The sequence below is a fragment of the Microaerobacter geothermalis genome (assembly GCF_021608135.1).
Lineage (GTDB): Bacteria > Bacillota > Bacilli > DSM-22679 > DSM-22679 > Microaerobacter > Microaerobacter geothermalis.
In genome coordinates, this window is sequence record NZ_JAKIHL010000052.1 from 1 (window position 1) to 18,550 (window position 18,550).

Below are 18,550 nucleotides of genomic sequence, written 5' to 3' on the forward strand. Positions count from 1 at the left end.
TTTTTGCCTAGCCTCTTTTTTTACTCCTATTAACCCGCATTTTTCCGCTTGTTTTTGGGGTAAAATTTATTTTCGCCTTTCTCTAAACCCTTGTCTCATCTGGTTTCCCGAACATCGCAAATAGCTCATAGAGGAATGGCAGCTTTCGCATCATTCATATTTCCTGATGAAAGGAAATGTTGCAGGATATACTGGCTTTTTGTTCCAACCAGCAAGTGCCCTTTAAAGCCATACCAAAAAACATTCTTATTCTCCGAATTTTTCTTAACACCCCACTTGGGTGTAATCGGCATGGCTTTGGCCAGTTCTTCAAAAGAATAGTCCAGTTGTTTTTCAATTTTCTGCTCAAAGATTGGCAAGTGATGTTGGATTTCTTCCTGTTGCTTTTTCCAAGCTTCATAATCTTCTTTCTTTTTGCGACCCCGTTTTTTAGGTTCTTGAGGGGTGACTTCTTCTACAGTTTGCTGTTGAGCCTTGTCACGAGCTTCGATATGTGTCGCATCGAAAGCAACATGATCATCTTCAATATGACCTTCGAGAATCGCTTAGAAAAGAACAGAGTCATTCACATCTGATAGGACTGAGGACGCTTTTAACTTCCGGATTAATCGTGAGAAAGAAGCTTCAGAGGGTGTGCGATCCGAGAGTAAAAAACCACAATCCAATCGAAATTGCAAATCCCTTTTCAAGCGACGAACCAGCAATTTGATCGTAGGAATTCCTTCAAGTATTCTTGCACAGAGTGCGTAGATCATCGCAGAATAATTAAGAGATTGCGGCGTACCTTTCCAGGACTTTTTACCGACGATGGTAAGGATAGGAGTAATGTCGATTCCCTCAAAAATAGCCTGATATTGCTGGGTAGGTTCTAAATCGAATAAATCTTGCAGGGAAAATAAATGTCCTTGTCGAATAGGGAACATAAGGAGTCCATCCTTTCTCGTTGAGTTTTCTTTGTCAATTACTCTATTCGAGATTTGGGGAGGTACTCCTTTTTTAGTGCCTTAAAAATCTTAGTGTCATAAGGGTTTGGATTTATGAAATTGATTCATTGTAATGTGTTTTACAGAATATCAATGAAGCTCCTGTGTATAATTGTTCTACGATGAAATTATGTTGCAAATCTATATAGGACGGCAGGTGATTTGATTTGAAAGCTAAAATATATATAAGTAATCATTGTACTTTATGTCGAGAAGTCATTCGATTTTTTCAGGAGAATGGTATACCTTATGAACAGATTAATGTAACCCATAATCAGGAAAAGTTTGATGAGATGCTAATGCTTGGTGGAATAGCAACTCCATTCATCATCATCGAGTCTAGCTATTTTTATCACTTTGATCGAAAAAAATTTGAAAAGTTTTTGGAGGGGAAATATGAATAAATTGTGGTATTTATCGCAGATTAGCCTGCTCGAAGCGCTGCCGATGGAAGATTTAATGGAAATTGACCGCATGGCTCCTATGTCTACATTAAGAAAAAATACGTTAATTCAAACCCCGGAAACATTTCGTGAAGGGCTTTATTTCATTAAAGAAGGCAAATTGCGTTTATACAAGATCAATGCGGAAGGAAAGCAATTTACTCTGGGAATTTTGGGAAAAGGGAATGTGTTTGGGGAAATAGATTCCTTTTCAATGGGAACAAAGGATATCTATATTGAAACAATGGATGATACGATATTATGTTCATTAGGAAAAGAACAGTTTGAACAATTTTTAGCTGAAAGGCCGCAATTGGCTTTAAAATTTTTAAAAATGTTAAGCGAACGGCTGAAGGAACGAGACGAATTGCTTGAGCAGTTGGCATTGGGGGATATACGGGACCGCGTACTTCATTTATTAATAAAATTATCTGAGCAGTTTGGTTTAGCAGTTGGAGAATTTTATAAGATTGATTTACCCATAACTCATCAGGAACTGGCTAATATGATCGGAGCGACTAGAGAATCGGTTACTGTTGTTTTAAATCAATTGGTCAAAGAGGATGTGATCCGAACAGGGCGAATGTCAATTCAAGTTAGGTTAGACAAAGCAAAGGAGTATATAAATGGATAAATGTAAAATATTCACCTTTCTTGTGTAATGTGTTTCACAGAAATAAATGTAAAAAAAGAATAGACTCTAGATGTAGTTCAAAATTATATCAAGAGGGAGAGATTGACAATGAAAAAAATTGCGATTTTTGTTCATTCCAATGAGAATGAACTGGCAAAAGCACTTCATGGGTTATTGTATGCACAGGAACTGCATGAAGCAGGACATGAAGTGAAGGTAATATTTGATGGCGCAGGAACGGTTTGGGTGAAGAAATTCGAAGATCCTTCCAATCCTTATCATCCAGTATACAAAGCAGTAAAGCATTTAGGAATTATTGAAGGTGCTTGTGAATATTGCTCCGGTGCTTTCGGAGTGGTAAATGAGGTGAAAGAATCAGGCATTTCTTCCTTGGGGGAAAGAAACGGTCATCCCAGCTTGGCCAAATTAGTGGCTGACGATTATCAAATTATCATTATTTAATTGCCAATAAATTATATTAAAAGAACCCGCATCCCCTTAATTGGAATGCGGGTTCTCAGCTTTCTTACGCCACGATTACCTTGTCATTATTTTATAGACGATTCCGGTAGTCAATCCATACATCAGATGACCAATTAAACTGAGAAGGTTTCCGGAATTAAATTGGAAAGCCATTTCAATGCTTCCCATCATGATTGGCATTAGAATAAATGGAAAGAGAAACCAAAGTATAAATCCATATACCACACCGGATACAATCCCGTTCCATTTGGTTACACCCGCAAAAATAGTAAAAGTGATTCCGAAAATAAAGCTAATTGCCATATGGGTGATAAAACCAACAGTTGAAGATTCGCTGCCAATTAATCCTGCAATCAGCGGAAGCATGCCCATGACAGCCATCAGCATTCCAAAAACTACACCGCCGATCAAACTTCCCACGATCCCTGCTTTCCAATAAAATGGTGTTTTTGAATCAGCATAAGTTTCAGTCACTATGATCTCCTCCTCATTAAACAAATGGTTTTTTGATTACGTCTCTATCTTACCTTGTTTAGCGATATTGTTCTGTAAGCTGGATTACAGAAGACATTTAGAATTACCCAGATGTTTTTGAGGGCTCCGATGTTTTAGTCTTGGATCGGACATTAATCGCTTCTTCGCGAATTAGACTAGCGAACGTGTGAATCTTTAATTCCACATCTAAAGTAATATGGGAAAAAGTCCGGAAAGAGACGGAGCATTTTTAGATAGCATCATAAAGGAAACTTACTTCTGGTGGAGTTTTATGACGCACATGGAGGTGCTAACTTCGACGTTGCAACAGGACGTTGCGTATTTAGTCGAAGTTCATATTTCCTGAAGTTTAGTTGTGCCGCACAGGACGTGCAAATGTCGACAATGCAGCAGGACGCTGCGTTTTTGTCGACAACTTATCCAGGGGCTTAGCGCAGCGCCACTTATCCCCCACTTAAGAAGTGGGAGTCTTAGTGGCGGTTAGTCATCGGATAAAAAGGAGTTTTTACGTATCAAGAAGAAGAATAATAATAGAATAATGAATCCGTCTACAAGACTAGGCAACCCGGTTTACATTCATGTCAATTGATTTAAATTAAAAGGAGATGAATAAGGTGGCAACAATTAAAGCTTTTGTATTTGATGCCTATGGAACATTGTTTAATGTCCATTCCGTGATTGAACTTTGTAACCGTTTGTTTCCCGGGCAAGGGGAAGAGCTGAGTGAAATATGGCGCAGTAAACAGTTGGAATATACCTGGCTTCGTTCCTTAATGGGACGATATGTTCATTTTGGCAAAGTGACGGAAGATGCACTTGTATTTGCCTGTAAACATTTGGAGCTCACGTTAGATGAATCAATGAAAGAAAGATTGATGGAAGAATATAAAAAACTGAGAACATTTCCAGAAGTTCCGGAGGTGCTTAAACTGCTAAATGGAAAGAAGAGAGTGATTTTCTCAAATGGTTCCCCCGATATACTCAAACCTGTCGTTCACTTCAACGGTTTAGATGACCATATTGATGATATCTTAACTGTTGATGATGCGAAGGTGTACAAGCCCGATCCGAAATCTTATACGGTCGTTTTGGAGAAGTTGCATGTGAAGAGGGAAGAAGTTCTATTTATTTCTTCAAACCCTTGGGATGCTGCCGGAGCGAAAAGCTTTGGTTTCCATGTTGCATGGGTGAACCGGAATAACAAAACAATGGATGAATTGAATCAGAGTCCTGACATAATCGTTTCAGATCTATATGGAGTACTTCAAATATAGAGAATACATTCACCTTTTCACCTCCCGATGAATAAGGTATCAATGCCTATATAAATTAGCGGAGGTGTTTTTATTGGAAAAGTGCATCAAGGTAAAACTGACGGTCCCTGAGCAACCTAGTCATGGAGGAATCCCTGGATATGTTAAAGAATCCTATTGGCGGAGCGCCAAGGGAACTGCTATTCTTTGCCGGTATTCAGACCGACACGGAGAAATCATAATCGAAGCGAATAACCTGCTTCCTTTGGGAGTTTATACCGCTTGGTTTGTAACGGATACCGGTCCCTACCCTGCTGCTTCTAGAGGGGCGACCTATACTAGTGACGGGTTTGATCCGAATCGTGTGATCGTCAATAAAAATGGTCAGCTTCAATATTATATCGCCCATTTGAATTTTGATCCTTTTAAAGGGGTACCGATTGATTCAACGGTTCATAAAATTAAGTCTATTGTTCTGGCCTTTCATACGGATGGAACGACCCATGGAACGATTCCAGGTCCACATGTTGAACATTTAACCGGTATGGTGAACGTATAAAATCCCCCGCATACCCGCATCTCCTTGATTGGGATGCGGGTTCTTCTTAACCATTTCTTGCCACCATTACCTTGTCATCATTTTAAAAAGCTAATCACCATCTGAATAATCCATAACTTAATTTGTTTAGTACATTTCACTAAACCAGATTTTTTTCTTATCAGAAATTGAATAAACTCCGTTCGTTTGGTAAAAGATGAAAATTGTGAAAATACGAATGGGGAGATGAACATGACGATTAAATCCTATATCGGTGTGGATATCGGATCTGCTACCGCAAAAGTAATGGGAATCGATGAAGAAGGAAATATCATCGGAAAACCGGTTTATATAAGACATGATGAACATCCCTCCCAGGTTGATGCATTGAAATATGCCTTTCAAACGTATCTTCAATCTGATGATATTGAAGTGGCAGGGGTTGGATTAACCGGAAGCGGGAGGGAGTTAAACAGCAAAATCATCGGTGGTGATTTGACCCGGACAGAAATTTTTGCCCATTCTATCGGGATAAAGCATCTGGTTGATCACGGTTTTGTTCCTTCCGTCGATAAAGTGGGAAGTATCATCGAAATTGGTGGACAGGATGCGAAGGTGATTATTTTTGATGAAAATGGTTTTCCTACATTTTTTAATATGAACACCATCTGTTCTGCCGGAACCGGCGAATTTCTTAAACAATTGGCTGATGATGCAGGGATTCCTCTTCGTGATTTTGGGCCCATCGCTCTTCAGGCTAATCGGGCCTCCCGAATTGATGCCACATGTACGGTTTTTTCAAAACGGGACTTTAGACATCTTACCCAGAAGGGTGTCCCGCTGTCCGATCGATTGGCAGGGGTTTGCATGGCGATGGCAAACAACTACCTGCTTAATGTAGTGAAAGACTATACCCTCCATCAACCCATATTTTTCCAGGGTGGAGTCGCCTTTAATTCCGGTGTCAAATGGGCTTTCGAGAACAGGTTAAAAACGAAAGTTATCGTCCCTCCTTATCATGATGTCGTTGGAGCTCTGGGAATGGCGGTCATTGTCAGAGACCATTTTTTGGGATTAGAAACCATGGCCACTTCTTATAAGGACGATTTCTTTGAGAGGGTATACGAGAGCCAGATCAGATTTTGTCATGGTTGTCAAAACGCATGTGAACTGACTCAACCCCTTGAGAAGAAGGAAGAAAACATTGTAATTCTGGATACGCTGGGGGGACGTTGTGAAGGTTCACGGCAGCCGAAGAATGTAAAAGACACTCCCCAGTCTTTATCTAACGTACACATTCCTGTGTTGCGGGAAGCAAGAACAACTCCTGGTTTAAGTATCTTTGCAAGCCGCTCCCGTTCATCTATGGGCCGTTATTTCGCCGGAATTGACGGGGGTTCCCGTGGAACCAAGTATGCCTTGCTTAAAAGCCTGGGTGACCGGGTGGAAATCATGGCTTCAGGGTCGGTAGATACCTCCGGGGATGCGTTAGGAGCTATCTTGAAGGCCTTGGAAAAAATAGCGTCAGTATTGCCAGAAGGAGCAGAACTTTCCGGGATAGGGACAACTGGAAGTGCCGGCGAATTGGCAAGGGATATCATTACGAGGCGGACGAGCCATACTGCCGATGTGAAAAGTACGGAAATTATTGCCCATTATGCCTGGGCCAGTTATATGGTGCCTGAGGTGGGAGTGATTATGGATATCGGAGGAAATGATGCAAAAATTATCGTGGTTAAGGAAAACGGATTAGACTTTGCCATGAATGACAAATGTGCTGCCGGATCGGGCTCTTTTATTGAATCGGTTTCCAGAAGGTTTGAGGTCCCCATCGATCAATTTGCCGATGTTGCCCTGCACTCCACTGAACCAGCAAGAATCGCAGGGCGTTGTGCTGTTTTTGGCGAATCAGATATGATTCATAAATCACGGATGGGCTTTCCGACCCATGATTTGTTTATGGGGTTGGCCTATTCCATTTGCCGTACTTACCTTTCCGATATCGGCAAGGGTAAAGTATTAAGAATTCCTATTGTGGCTCAGGGAGGTACCTTTTTGAATAAAGCCATTCAGGAAGCGTTTAGAAAAACCCTTCAGCTCTCCGAGGAGGAATTTATCATTTTTGAAGATAATAGATTGGTGCTTGGGGCAGGTGCGTTGGGAGCAGCCCTGATCAGCAAGGGAACATTTGAACAGGGGCATGATTCCCACTTTAAAGGATTTGAAAGCATTCTTTCCAGCACCTATGTAACGGTTACCACCACCTGTTTCCATCATGAATGTCCAAGGATTTGTCATGATGTGGTGGCCCTGTTGGAAAATGGTCAACCGATCGCCGGTTACAAATCGATTGATTGTGACTTTGGCATGTTTGATGGGTTGATTACAGAAGATCGTGACAGGCAAAAAGTGAACCAATGGCTTCAGGGGGTGAGATGAGGTGAAATCCTTAAAAGCAGGCATGGTCATGGCATTTACGGGTCATTATACGTCAAGCAAGGTTATCGCCAAATTTATTGAAAACTTACATGTAGAACTGGTCAAAAGTAGGGCAACAACACCTGAAATTGTAGCGGCAGCCTCGACCCTTGCCAGTGCCGATTTTTGCATACCTCTTCGCATTTATGTAGGGCATATCCATCAGTTGATAAAAAATCATCCTGATTTGAATCTCATAATTGCTCCGGTTATCAATAGTGAAAACGACTGGTCTGTTACCTGTTCAAAGTACAGGGATGTTGGTGGAGTAGCCATTCGCTCCCTTGGAAGTATGATTGGTTATCGGATGAAAGAAACTCAAGGCAGATGGCGCAAGGGTTTAGATCAATACATCGGGTACGAGGCAGCAGAAAATTTATTGAAGAAATCTTATGCCCTTCCCAGAATCTTGCAGCCCATGGTTGAGTCTTTGGATAGGCAGAAAATGTTTAACCTTTGTTACAATCTTTATGCCGATATGTTTCGGCTGCCTAAAAGAAACCAGTGGAAATTTGTCTTTTCTAACCTGTCCGGAAATCAATATTCCCACGAAATGATTCAAGTAAAAGAAGCTTTTTCCAAAGCCTATGAAGAAGTAGTAGAGAAGAAGACTTATCGTTTGGAACAAATATTGCAAGATAAAGAAAAAATCAGATTGGCCATCGTAGGCCGAAATTATTTGGTTCATGATTCTACTCTTAGTGCTGATTTGAAGAATTACTTTTTAAAGAAGGGAGTGGCTGTTCTTACAGCTGAAGATGTTCCTTATGAATACATAGAGGAATATGGAAAGAATATTGATGGTTTTTATGACACCCATAAGATTGGACAAGGGTTTATTCATTACGCCCTTGATAAAGTGGATGGATTTATTGTTGTCGGCAGTTTTGGCTGCCACCCGGATGCTTTTCAGGTGGATTATTTGGCAGAACTGATTCGGGAAAAAGGAGTTCCCTGCTGGACCTTTAAATATGATGAACAGGCAGGAAGCGCCGGATTTGTTACCCGCTATGAAACCATTTATGGCTTTCTACAGCAGCGGAGAGATGAAAGGCTTCACAAGGAAAATATTCCTGTATTGACTAAAAAGGTTTCTACGGAAATTTCTCAGGAAATATCATCTATCGAAGAATTTGATGGAACAAGAAAACCCCTTATTATTTGGCCCAATATGGGAGCTACTCTGGATATTTTGTTGGAGGAGGTTTGTTATCAGGCCGGCCTGGCCGATTATGTGTATTTACCAAAACCCGTATCAGAGGAAACCATAGAGTTTGGAAACGATAAATACAATGAATCCTGTTCCCCTTTTGCCTGTAGCATCGGGAGTTTAAAGCAAAATTTAACATATGCCCTTAAAGAACTGGAAGAGCCCAGAAACATTATGCTCCTGATGGCACGAAGTCACGGCCCTTGTACCTTTGGATGGTATGCCATCATTGCTGAAAAAGAAATGAGACGGCAATTTGCCGATCAGTTGAATCAATATGGACATACGCTGCAAATGAGTTCCATGGGTATCCATGGTCAAAATATGTTGCAATTTATCAAGGAACTTTCAGTTTATGGAAACCAAGATCGGTTAAAGGACATTCTTTTCTATATCCAGGAAGAAGCAAACGGGTTGAATAAACTGCCTATTCATCGAAGGGCGGTTCTCTGGTTAAAGTTTATCTCTGCGGTTTCCAAGCTGGTGGAAAGAGGGTGGGTGAAATTATTGGCCGCTGAAGAGTTAAAGGCGAAATCCTTAATTGTTCGCGCCCATGAATTAAAAAAGGGAGAAACAACCCGAGTATATAAAGAAGTGCTTGCCTTATTAAGAAAAGCTCACACAGAACAGGAAGTGAAACAGGTTCTAAAAGAGGGGTTAAAACGTCTAGACTCCATTCCTCAGGATTCTGAGGTAAAACCCAGGGTGGTGATGGTTGGTGAGATTTACGTAGCACTCACATCCTTCGCCAATAGGGGAACAGTGGAACAGTTAATGGGAAGCCACGGGATAGAAGTGGTTGAAGGAATCACATTGAGCCAATTTATCAGGCATTCATTGAAAGAGCTGAAAAGAAAAAGAAAAGTATCCCATCCGATGATAAAACCTGTCCTGCAGATGATGGAGAAATATAATATCTATCTTTTCAAAAAGGATGTCCGGGAACCGGATGCCCTACCGTTTATCGAACATGAGGTAGGCGGCGATGGGTTGCCGTCGGTAGCCCATGCCAGACTTGCCGTTGAACAGGGTGTGGACGGGATCTTGCATATTTACCCGTTTAAATGTATGCCTGAGGGAATAGCAAGGGATTGTATGAGCGAAATATGCCATTTATACGGGGTCCGCTACCTTTCCCTTTCCTTTGATAAAGAAATGGAAATCGAACGTTTAAAAACGGAAGTTTCAACCTTTGCCACCATTTTACATACAGAGTTACAGAATAAGTTGGCCAAAGAAAATATACAATTTAATCAGGAAAAAGAAAAGGAGATAAAACGAAGGGAACAAATCGGACAGATTATCTTTTCAATGTATGATGAGGAAAAGAAGCAGTCTCATTTAAGATGATCGCCATTGGGGAATAAAGGTACTCTGCTGTTTAGGCAGAGTATCTTTTTAATTTGGTTCTCTGGTAAAAAATCCACCGATGGAAGAAAAGAAATTTGCACATAATATATATGACAGATTGCTGTGAGGTGAAATTATGAACTATTCAATGCTTGCGGCATGGGGAATACTGGATCAAATATATTATTTATGCAATCGGTTGGAATATGTATCTCAAAAGGATAATATTTTTAGGGTTAGGCTTTTAAAATATAGAGGACCAAATTTAACTTTGTCAGATGGAACTGTCATTCGTTCAAATGACTCATTGCTAAAGATCCATCTTCATAACCAACGTTTAATGAAGGAAATGTTATCAATAAAGGATGGGAATCAACGGGCATTTTACGTCTATAAGCAGGTGAAACAATCTATGCCGGGACTGGCGCAATATCTTGATCAACATATCCATTCCCATGTAATTAAAGGAATCGTAGGAATTTCAATCTTGCACCGGGGTGCAGCCAGATTGGGATTTGATGTTCAGGAAATTACAAACGAATGGTATAAACGGTATAAACTAATGTACATGAAACCCATGTTAATCTTATGTCACCCGGAAGGGAGACTTCGCTGGACAAAAAGGAAAGATGAACTAGTTCCCAAATACATTGTGATGTCAAAGGAATTATTGTTTAATAAGTATCTGACTAGAACATGAAAGGAACAATGGATGTGAAATCGTCTATTTAAAGTACCAATAGAGAAAGAAAGAATAAGCGAGGTGATTCAAGTGAATGAAAAGGAGTATACGGAGATTCCTTCTGTAGACAAACCTGAAATTGGTAGTATCGATATTCCCGAAATTGGAGAAACAACGGTTCACCCTGATACAAAAAGTCCCGAAACTAAGGTGAAGTTATTGAGGGATCCGTTCTTTAGACTTGAAGCGGACTTTATTCCTTCTTGGACGAATTATAAAAAAATCCCTCAAACACCTGAGACATTAGGTTTGAGGGCAGGAAAGTAACTTCATAAGCCGAGTTCTGTCACTCCCAGTGGTATCACGCATAAAAATATGCTCCCACCATTGGAGGGGCAATCATCTATCTAGGCTATTCATTACTGAATAGCTCAAGCGACCAACCCGAATCACTGCGAGCAACAGCTTCCTTTATGACCAACATAAAGGATGATTCTTATCAGGTCTTGCTCCAGGTGGGGTTTACCAGGTCGAAAGTCACCAATCGACCTCGTGAGCTCTTACCTCACGCTTCCATCCTTGCCTGTGAAGAAAGAGAACTTTCTTCCATCGGCGGTTTTGTTTCTGTGGCACTATCCTTCAGCTCGCGCTGACTGGGTGTTACCCAGCACCCTGCTCTATGGAGCTCGGACTTTCCTCCCGTGAATTATCATTCACCGGCGATTGCCTGAGTTACTTTCCTGTATGTAATTAACAACATACTGAAGTATAACACAGGATTGTTGAGGGCTCAATGTTAATTTTTTGCCAACCTTACCCTGGAAATTTCATCTATATTTTTCCCTATGAGTCACCAATATAATCACATCGTCATAAGATACAATGTTCAATTAAATTCCCCTCAACAATCCAATGGATGACCGGCTGCAAAGTCGGTTTTTTTTCTTACTCCGTTTAGGAAGATATCGATCATCGTGTCAATCTCCACATCTTCATCAAGGGACATGGTCTCATCCGGGAATAAGGCATACTTGAAAAAAACATACCCTAGCATCATGGAAAAGGCAGTCCGGACAACCGTGAAGGTTGGAAGATCACGAAATTCACCCTCTTTGATTTTTTTAGTTACAAACACTTCAGCGATGGCTCTTGCTTGCCTGGCAATGTGTTCAACGATGGCTTCCTTAATTTCGGGATGAAACGTGGCCTCTTGAAAAATAATTTTTATTCGATCCTTGTTTTTCTCCAATAAATCCAATCGATTCTTGAAGACCTTTTTTAACACCTCTTCAGCAGACAAGCTTTCATCTTCCATAATTCTCTTCACATCTTTCAGGATATAAGGTGAAAGTAATTTCATGAACAGGGGAGCAAGCAGCGTAACAAGAATATCTTTTTTGGTTTTGAAATGACGGAAAATGGTTCCCTCCGCTACTCCGGCTTCTTTGGCAATTTCGCTGGTGGAGCTGGCATGAAATCCCTTTTCTGAGAATAATTTAATGGAGGCTTCAAGGATTTTTCGTTGCTTCTCAGTCATGTCACCCTCTTCTTTTATTTCTTCCAGCCATTTAGACAAGGTATCTTCAAATTTTTGTTCCATAGGTTCACCTCCAATGGGATCGGCTATTCCAATTTTTTACGGAATCGGAGCACGGCAATGCTGCAAATGATCAAGGTAATCAGGGTTAAAATGAGTGTTTCCTGCCACAAATAGGAGATGGAGACCCCTTTCAGAAATATACCTCTTAAAATCTCCAAAAAATAGGTGAGTGGAATCAATCCTCCTAGCCCCTGTACAAATAATGGCATGGTTTCCCTCGGGAAAATAAACCCGGAAAGAAGAACGCTTGGCAACATGATAATAAATGCCATCTGCATGGCCTGTAGTTGGGTCTTTGCAATGGTGGAAATCAATATCCCGATAGAAAGCGTGGTAATTAGAAAAAGAAGACCCAATACAAACAGAAGGAGTATGTTTCCCTTCACAGGCACTTGGAACCAGTAAATTCCGGTAAACAGAACAAGAGAGAATGAGAATAATCCAATGATCACATAGGGGACCAATTTACCCAAAATCAACTCAATGGGTCTGACTGGCGTAACCACCAACTGCTCCATGGTTCCCCGTTCCCTTTCCCTGACCAGGGCAAATGCGGTAAGCAAGGCCGTTACATTTTGCAAAATTAACCCAATCAAACCGGGAATATTAAATACAGTACTATCCATATCGGGATTATACAGGACTCGGGTTTCGGCTTTAATGGGAATGATTCGTTGATTAAAGCCTTGCTTTTTCAACATCTCTTCCTGAATGGCCAAGGCTTTGTTTTGCGTAATTAACTGGGCGGAAGAAAGGGCCGTTCTTGCAGCGGTCGGATCGGATCCATCTATGAGAATTTGGATTTTTGCTTCCTCATTCTTTTCCAATTGATAGGCATAGTCGGGAGGAATAACCAAACCCATTTTAATATTTCCTGTATCCATCAAGGATTGAAGCTGTTTGTAATTCTGCACTTCATTAGTCATATCAAAGTATTGGGTCAGTTCGAAACTAGCAATCAATTCCCTTGATTCCTTTGATTTGCTCTGATCCCATATTGCTGTCGGCATATGGTCCACATCGGTATTAATGGCATATCCGAACAGAAGGAGAAGGACCAGGGGCATCATGACGGCAATTCCGAAGCTGGCGCGGTCCCTTTTTAGCTGTAGAAACTCCTTTTTCATGATGGAGGCAAAACGATGAATCGAAAATCTTTGGTTAATCGACATCAGCCTTGCCCCCCTTTCTCCTCTTCTTGGACATAATGAATAAAGACATCATCCAAATTTTTTTTCCCTAACTGCTTCATTAATTCCTGAGGCGTTCCTTTAGCCAGTAATCGTCCAAAAAATATAAATCCGATGTAGTCGCAAGTTTCCGCTTCATCCATGTAATGGGTACTAACCAAAACGGTAATTCCCTCTTTGGTCATTTGGTGGATAATGTCCCAAAAGATCCGGCGTGAAACTGGATCTACACCTGCCGTCGGTTCATCCAGTATAAGGACTTTTGGCTGATGGAGCAGAGCACAGGAGAGAGCTAAACGTTGCTTCCATCCACCGGATAAAGTTCCTGCCAGCTGATGTTCCCTTCCTGATAAATCTGCCAGTTGAATCAGTTCTTTTTTCCTTTCTTTGGCCTCCTTTGGAGGAAGACCGTAAATCCCGGCATAAAAATCCAGGTTTTCATTTACTGTGAGATCTTCATATAAGCTGAATTTTTGGGACATGTACCCGATGTGCTGTTTAATGATTTCCGCTTCCTTCAAAATGTCAAACCCTAAAACTTGGCCGGTTCCAGATGTTGGTGTAAGAACTCCGCACAACATACGAATGGTTGTTGATTTTCCTGAACCATTGGGACCAAGAAATCCGAAAATTTTACCCTTTGGAATGGAGAGGGAAACTTTATCCACTGCTGTATACTTGCCGAACACCTTTGTGAGTTCATGGCAGGAAATGGCCATTTCCATCTATTTTGACTCTCCTTTCTCATCAGGAGTAAGCCATATATCAACGGGCATCCCGGGCTTAAGTTTATCCCAGCCTTCAATCAGGGTAACTTTTACTCCAAACACCATTTTTGTTCTCTCTTTGGAGGTTTGGACATTTTTCGGAGTAAATTCGGCTTTCTCATTGATGCGGACAACCTCTCCGATAAAGGTTTCATTAGGATACGCATCTGCTTTGACGTCTACCTTCCTCCCAAGTTGGACCAGATTTAAATCTGCTTCTGGAACATACATGGTAATTTCCAGTTTTTTAGGGTCCATCACGGTAAATAGCGTGGTTCCAGGCTTTACTTGTTCCCCCAACTCTACGTGTCTTCTAAGAATGATTCCGGAAATGGGGGAGTGGACTGAGGTTTTGTTAAGCAGCGCTTTTGTTTGTTCCAACCTTGCTTCAGCCTGTTCTTTTAGTGCGAGTAAATATTGCAAGGTATATGAGGTGGCTCCTTCCTCTAATAGAGAAAGCTGGGCTTTGGCCGATTTTTTTTGGGCTTCCACGATGTCTAACTGAGCCAGTGAAGCATTATATTCATTTTTTACTCCCTCATATTGGGCAAGGGTTGCTTTGTATTGCGCTTCTAATTGGTTGCTCCGAGTATTGGCTTGATTCAACAACTCTTTTTGATTTTCCAAATCTCTTTCCGAAACAGCACCCACATCATAAAGGGCTTCCAAATTTTTAAATTGCTTCTCCTGATAGGCCAGAGTGTCTTTTGCACCGTCCCATTGGGTTTTCAACTGTTCAAGTTGAGCATCCATCTGGGACAAGGAGGCTTCTGCCTGTTTCAGCCTGGCTTTTACCTGGGCTTGGGAGGCCTCCAGTTGATCAATTTGGGCAATAGCCTGTTGTAGTTGTTGGTTTCTTGTTCCTGCCTTGGCTTCCTCCCATTTTGCTATGGCCGCATTTTTCCCGGCCTCGGCTTCCTTTACCTGCCACCGTAGAATTTCATCATCAATTTTAGCCAATTCATCATCCGGGGTAATCTTTTCCCCTTCTTCTTTTAATGATAAGATTTGACCGGATACTTGGGATACTATGGGAATTTCCTTTCCTTCTATGGTTCCTGAAAAGACATAGGAGTCATCAGAGCCGCAACCGGTTAAAAGAATGGCTAGAATGAAAATGATCAATGGAAAATAACATTTTCTAATCATGTTCACGCCCCCTAAAAAATATAGTGAGTAATCACTCGCATATATGTATAGATTAAATCCTGCAATTATCAATGTCAAATAAAAGTGGCTGTGGTATATAGTATGAACTAGAGAATTCACTAAAATTTGTCACGAAAAATAGTGTCTTGTCAGGGTAACAAGACACTGTCTGTGAAGTACTTTAATCTTCGGTTTCCCTCCTTCCTATGACCCTGTTTCAGATTTAAAATTGGACTACATCATCACGAGTACATCTTACTTCAGATTTTTTAGCAGGGATTTAATGGCTGGATTATTTAACAACTGCAACACAGACAATAGGTTATCTGGATTTATTTGGTCTAAAAAATTTTGTTTTCCCCGGTTTCTTGATCTCCGCAATGCAAAACCTCTTCTTCGATTTGGTCTTTTAACTAACATATCTTTTAGCAAAGGAATTTCTTTTGATGTGTTTTCAAGGTTTTCCAAACGATTGTCTAGCTTTTCCAATGCCGTTATTGTATGGTTCATTTTTTCATTGATCTGCTTTAATTGAAATTTAATCCCAGACAAGCCGTTTCCATTCCCTTTTCCAGGCCTCCGTTTAATGTTGATCACCTCATTTCACCCGATTAATCTGCAGATACTCCAACTATTACTAGAAGAACATAAAGGACGAGGACAATAATGAAATTGTCACGGCAGTTGATCATTCCGTCTCCCTCCTTTTAATCTCTATACCCATGTTCTACTACATTATCCTATGAATTATAGTGACAAAGGGCATCTAGCAGTCTGCCCAATTTGCTGCGAGGTTTTAGGGCATTCACCTATTTTTTAATAAAATAGGCGGGTATCTATACACGAGCGGAAAATGTCTCATAGGCTGATAGGGAAGATGGTAAGGGGGGATGAAAGATGAGCTTTTTTGATGATGATAACATCTGGGCGTTAATTCTTATCATTATTCTGATCTTCTTATTCTTTAACAATGATTGTTAGGTCGAGTAGGCCATTTCTTCTCACGGGATATAAGAATATATAAGGATAAATATGAATATATCTAAATGGGAGCGTTGACTCCCATTTTTATTTTTAAATTAAAATCGACAATTCGCCGATTTATTCCATTTCCACTTCCCACATCTTACCCCTAAAAAGTACGCTGCCCACGTCTATGACGTGGGCAGCGGGGGAGTGGAGGGTTTCAAAGGATTATCTTAAGGCAAACTGTTTTACAGCAGCCTCGGGTATGGCACCTGTTACGCGATCCTGTTCAATGCCGTTGTGGAACAATACCATCGTTGGGATGCTCATCACCCCAAACTTGGATGCCAAATCTGGCAACTTATCCACATCAACATCGTAAAACTGGACTTGATCGGATAACTCCTGGGATACCGCCTCGACAACTGGAGCCAGTTGTCTGCATCCAGGTCACCAATCTGCAGTAAATTTAAGAACAACTGGTTTCTTATCTTTCATTGCTTCATCAAATGCTTCCATACTGTGAATTATCTTCATCGATGTCATCCTTTCCTGGTATAGTTCATTTTCTCGTGAGTACTATACCCCGAAGAGAAAAAGATTAAACCTCATGGTGATAAATCATATGTTCAAGATTAAATAATATTATTGTAATTTAAAAGTAATTATAATTAGTTTTCATGATTTTGTAAAGGTGCAGGTGGAAATGCACTCCACTTGAAGTAAGTTTTTTTAGATGAAAGATAATAGAAGGGTTAAAGATTCATCTGTTGAATAACAGGAATAGATTTGTTACAATTTTGTTACAGAGATCATATTAAACTTTTATATGGTAGGGGGTACCTATGCCAAATACACAGTTGAAGGAACTATGCGAAGAGGCCCATCGTCAATTAAAAAAGGTTTGCAAGGAATTGGAGTATTTTTTGAATCATCACACATTGCCACAATTGGTTTCCCGTTCAGGGGATCGAGAGGAGTATGAACCTTATTACCGCTTGTATTTAACAGACTTAAGGCATTTGCTTGTAAACTGCGAAAACGCTTACGAAAAATTGGGCGTATGCTTGAGACGGGCAGTTTTTAACAAAGATTTTGCTGAAGAATCCTTGCATCAAGTGTATCATACTTGTGTGGACGGTTTTTTCTATCCAAAGGGGGAAGTGTACGAAGAGGACGGAAGGTATTCTTATACTGGCAGGGACTCCATTATTTTCAGAAAAGAGGTTGTACCAGAGCTGAAGCAATTAACCCTCTCCCTTTCAAAAATATTTGAGCATCTCCGGGTTGAACTTCAGTATTATGAGACCGACTACGTTACTAAAAAGAGAATGAAATCGACCGTTTGATGTTTGTTCAAAAGGTGCCCGTTTTAGAGCACCTTTTTCATTGTTTTTCCTTATCCCCCAAATGCTCGGAGTATTCTTTCATCTCAAAATCCTTTTGTTCATAGGGCATCATTTCTTGATGATGGTGATGAGGGCCCTTCATTATCACCTTTTTGTAATAATACTCACATTTTTCTTTATGCTCCATATACTTGACCATGTATTTATGGTATTTTTTGCAGTGATACAGCTTTTTGTAATGATAATACTTTTCTTTGTGGTAGTAGTATTTCACCATGTACATTTCATATTGGTTCATGAAATCCCTCCTTTCAAATCATACATGATATATACATATGGGAATTTGCCTCATGAAGAAACGGGAACAAGTACCCAAAAATTAGGTTCCTTTGCTCGATGGGAAAGCACCACTTTTCACGAGTATTCAGGTAGGATATAATAAGAATAAGTATGATACCAGAGAGGGTATTAGGAGGGAAAAAAGATGCAGGATTCGTCTTATGATGCAAAGGTTATAAACCGGTTGAGGAGAATTGAAGGCCAGGTAAGAGGAGTTATTAAAATGATGGAGGAAAAAAAGACCTGCAGGGATGTGGTAACCCAGATGACAGCGATTCGTTCAGCCATGGATAAAGCTATTTTACAAGTGGTTGCTGACAATTTGAATCATTGTATCAGTGAACAGATCAGTAAAGGGGAACCCACTGAAGAAGTGGTGGAAGATGCCATTCAAATCCTGCTAAAAAGCAGATAAGAAAACTTACCTCAGGTGGAGTGCATTTTTCACCAGAGGTAAGTGTCATTATTAATACCATTTACATAGTGATTATATAATAAAAATTCAGAAAAACTGGATCAAGTCCATATTTGTGTGTAAATTCCCCTCGGTTAGAGAAATAAATTAGCCAATGCGAGTCACTTTAGACACCGCTTTCGTTGCCTGAGTTTCTCGCCATTCCAAATACTCTGCCATATCGAGA

At 40.5% G+C, this 18,550-nt stretch carries 21 protein-coding genes and 1 other RNA gene; 11 read left to right on the forward strand and 11 right to left on the reverse strand.

Going from position 1 to position 18,550, the window contains the following annotated elements:
* Positions 1-125: 125 nt before the first annotated feature.
* Together L1765_RS16145 and L1765_RS14680 are read right to left on the reverse strand one after the other, a co-directional pair.
* Positions 126-359, reverse strand: coding sequence for a hypothetical protein (locus L1765_RS16145; protein ID WP_329610055.1), 234 nt, complete (start codon positions 357-359; stop codon positions 126-128).
* 186 nt (positions 360-545) lie between these two features.
* Positions 546-923: a transposase gene (locus tag L1765_RS14680; protein WP_236408240.1), complete on the reverse strand. Its 378-nt coding sequence runs from the start codon at positions 921-923 to the stop codon at positions 546-548.
* Between the two features lie 227 nt (positions 924-1,150).
* On the opposite strand from L1765_RS14680, the gene L1765_RS14685 reads away from it, so the two are divergent.
* The 3 genes from L1765_RS14685 to L1765_RS14695 all read left to right on the forward strand — a co-directional run bounded on the left by L1765_RS14685 (position 1,151) and on the right by L1765_RS14695 (position 2,522).
* On the forward strand, positions 1,151-1,387 hold the full coding sequence (locus L1765_RS14685) for a glutaredoxin family protein (protein WP_236408241.1): 237 nt from the start codon (positions 1,151-1,153) through the stop codon (positions 1,385-1,387).
* Positions 1,380-2,060 carry a Crp/Fnr family transcriptional regulator gene (locus L1765_RS14690; protein WP_236408242.1) on the forward strand — a complete coding sequence of 227 codons (681 nt, stop codon included), beginning with the start codon at positions 1,380-1,382 and terminating at the stop codon, positions 2,058-2,060. The genes L1765_RS14685 and L1765_RS14690 overlap by 8 nt, the downstream gene beginning before the upstream one ends.
* A 108-nt stretch (positions 2,061-2,168) precedes the next feature.
* The gene (locus L1765_RS14695; RefSeq protein ID WP_236408243.1) at positions 2,169-2,522 is read left to right on the forward strand and encodes a DsrE family protein; all 354 of its coding nucleotides are present in this window, start codon (positions 2,169-2,171) and stop codon (positions 2,520-2,522) included.
* A 75-nt stretch (positions 2,523-2,597) separates the two neighbouring features.
* Here L1765_RS14695 and L1765_RS14700 read toward each other — a convergent pair whose 3' ends face one another.
* Complete coding sequence (locus L1765_RS14700; protein ID WP_236408244.1) at positions 2,598-3,017, reverse strand: DUF1440 domain-containing protein; 420 nt, start codon at positions 3,015-3,017, stop codon at positions 2,598-2,600.
* Positions 3,018-3,652: 635 nt separating this feature from the next.
* Here L1765_RS14700 and L1765_RS14705 point away from each other — a divergent pair.
* The 6 genes from L1765_RS14705 (at position 3,653) to L1765_RS14730 (ending at position 10,876) form a co-directional block, all read left to right on the forward strand.
* The gene (locus tag L1765_RS14705; protein ID WP_407942286.1) at positions 3,653-4,312 is read left to right on the forward strand and encodes a haloacid dehalogenase type II; all 660 of its coding nucleotides are present in this window, start codon (positions 3,653-3,655) and stop codon (positions 4,310-4,312) included.
* Positions 4,313-4,385: 73 nt separating this feature from the next.
* Positions 4,386-4,850, forward strand: coding sequence for a hypothetical protein (locus L1765_RS14710; protein WP_236408246.1), 465 nt, complete (start codon positions 4,386-4,388; stop codon positions 4,848-4,850).
* A gap of 225 nt (positions 4,851-5,075) precedes the next feature.
* Positions 5,076-7,268: an acyl-CoA dehydratase activase gene (locus L1765_RS14715; RefSeq protein WP_236408247.1), complete on the forward strand. Its 2,193-nt coding sequence runs from the start codon at positions 5,076-5,078 to the stop codon at positions 7,266-7,268.
* A gap of 1 nt (position 7,269) precedes the next feature.
* Complete coding sequence (locus tag L1765_RS14720) at positions 7,270-9,867, forward strand: acyl-CoA dehydratase activase-related protein (protein WP_236408248.1); 2,598 nt, start codon at positions 7,270-7,272, stop codon at positions 9,865-9,867.
* A gap of 136 nt (positions 9,868-10,003) precedes the next feature.
* Positions 10,004-10,567, forward strand: coding sequence for a YkoP family protein (locus L1765_RS14725; protein WP_236408249.1), 564 nt, complete (start codon positions 10,004-10,006; stop codon positions 10,565-10,567).
* 72 nt (positions 10,568-10,639) lie between these two features.
* On the forward strand, positions 10,640-10,876 hold the full coding sequence (locus L1765_RS14730) for a hypothetical protein (RefSeq protein ID WP_236408250.1): 237 nt from the start codon (positions 10,640-10,642) through the stop codon (positions 10,874-10,876).
* Here the strand turns inward: L1765_RS14730 and rnpB are convergent.
* The 7 genes from rnpB to L1765_RS14765 all read right to left on the reverse strand — a co-directional run bounded on the left by rnpB (position 10,866) and on the right by L1765_RS14765 (position 16,656).
* Positions 10,866-11,288, reverse strand: an RNA gene (gene rnpB / locus L1765_RS14735) — RNase P RNA component class A. The genes L1765_RS14730 and rnpB overlap by 11 nt on opposite strands.
* Before the next feature lie 162 nt (positions 11,289-11,450).
* A complete protein-coding gene (locus tag L1765_RS14740) occupies positions 11,451-12,149 on the reverse strand; it encodes a TetR/AcrR family transcriptional regulator (protein ID WP_236408251.1) in 699 nt (232 codons plus the stop codon).
* A gap of 23 nt (positions 12,150-12,172) precedes the next feature.
* Positions 12,173-13,321 (reverse strand): ABC transporter permease, encoded by a 1,149-nt coding sequence (locus L1765_RS14745; protein WP_236408252.1) that lies wholly within the window; start codon positions 13,319-13,321, stop codon positions 12,173-12,175.
* Entirely contained in the window at positions 13,321-14,064 is a 744-nt protein-coding gene (locus L1765_RS14750; protein ID WP_236408253.1) for an ABC transporter ATP-binding protein, read from the reverse strand. Before L1765_RS14750 ends, L1765_RS14745 begins: the two co-directional genes overlap by 1 nt.
* On the reverse strand, positions 14,065-15,255 hold the full coding sequence (locus tag L1765_RS14755; protein ID WP_236408254.1) for an HlyD family secretion protein: 1,191 nt from the start codon (positions 15,253-15,255) through the stop codon (positions 14,065-14,067).
* A 255-nt stretch (positions 15,256-15,510) separates the two neighbouring features.
* Positions 15,511-15,852, reverse strand: a complete 342-nt coding sequence (locus L1765_RS14760; protein ID WP_236408255.1) for a hypothetical protein — start codon at positions 15,850-15,852, stop codon at positions 15,511-15,513.
* A 597-nt stretch (positions 15,853-16,449) separates the two neighbouring features.
* On the reverse strand, positions 16,450-16,656 hold the full coding sequence (locus L1765_RS14765) for a thioredoxin family protein (protein WP_236408260.1): 207 nt from the start codon (positions 16,654-16,656) through the stop codon (positions 16,450-16,452).
* Between the two features lie 410 nt (positions 16,657-17,066).
* On the opposite strand from L1765_RS14765, the gene L1765_RS14770 reads away from it, so the two are divergent.
* Positions 17,067-17,570, forward strand: a complete 504-nt coding sequence (locus L1765_RS14770; RefSeq protein ID WP_236408256.1) for a DUF3907 family protein — start codon at positions 17,067-17,069, stop codon at positions 17,568-17,570.
* Positions 17,571-17,607: 37 nt separating this feature from the next.
* Here the strand turns inward: L1765_RS14770 and L1765_RS14775 are convergent, their stop codons facing one another.
* Positions 17,608-17,868, reverse strand: a complete 261-nt coding sequence (locus L1765_RS14775; RefSeq protein WP_236408257.1) for a hypothetical protein — start codon at positions 17,866-17,868, stop codon at positions 17,608-17,610.
* Between the two features lie 186 nt (positions 17,869-18,054).
* On the opposite strand from L1765_RS14775, the gene L1765_RS14780 reads away from it, so the two are divergent.
* Entirely contained in the window at positions 18,055-18,324 is a 270-nt protein-coding gene (locus L1765_RS14780; RefSeq protein ID WP_236408258.1) for a metal-sensitive transcriptional regulator, read from the forward strand.
* Positions 18,325-18,550 lie beyond the last annotated feature (226 nt).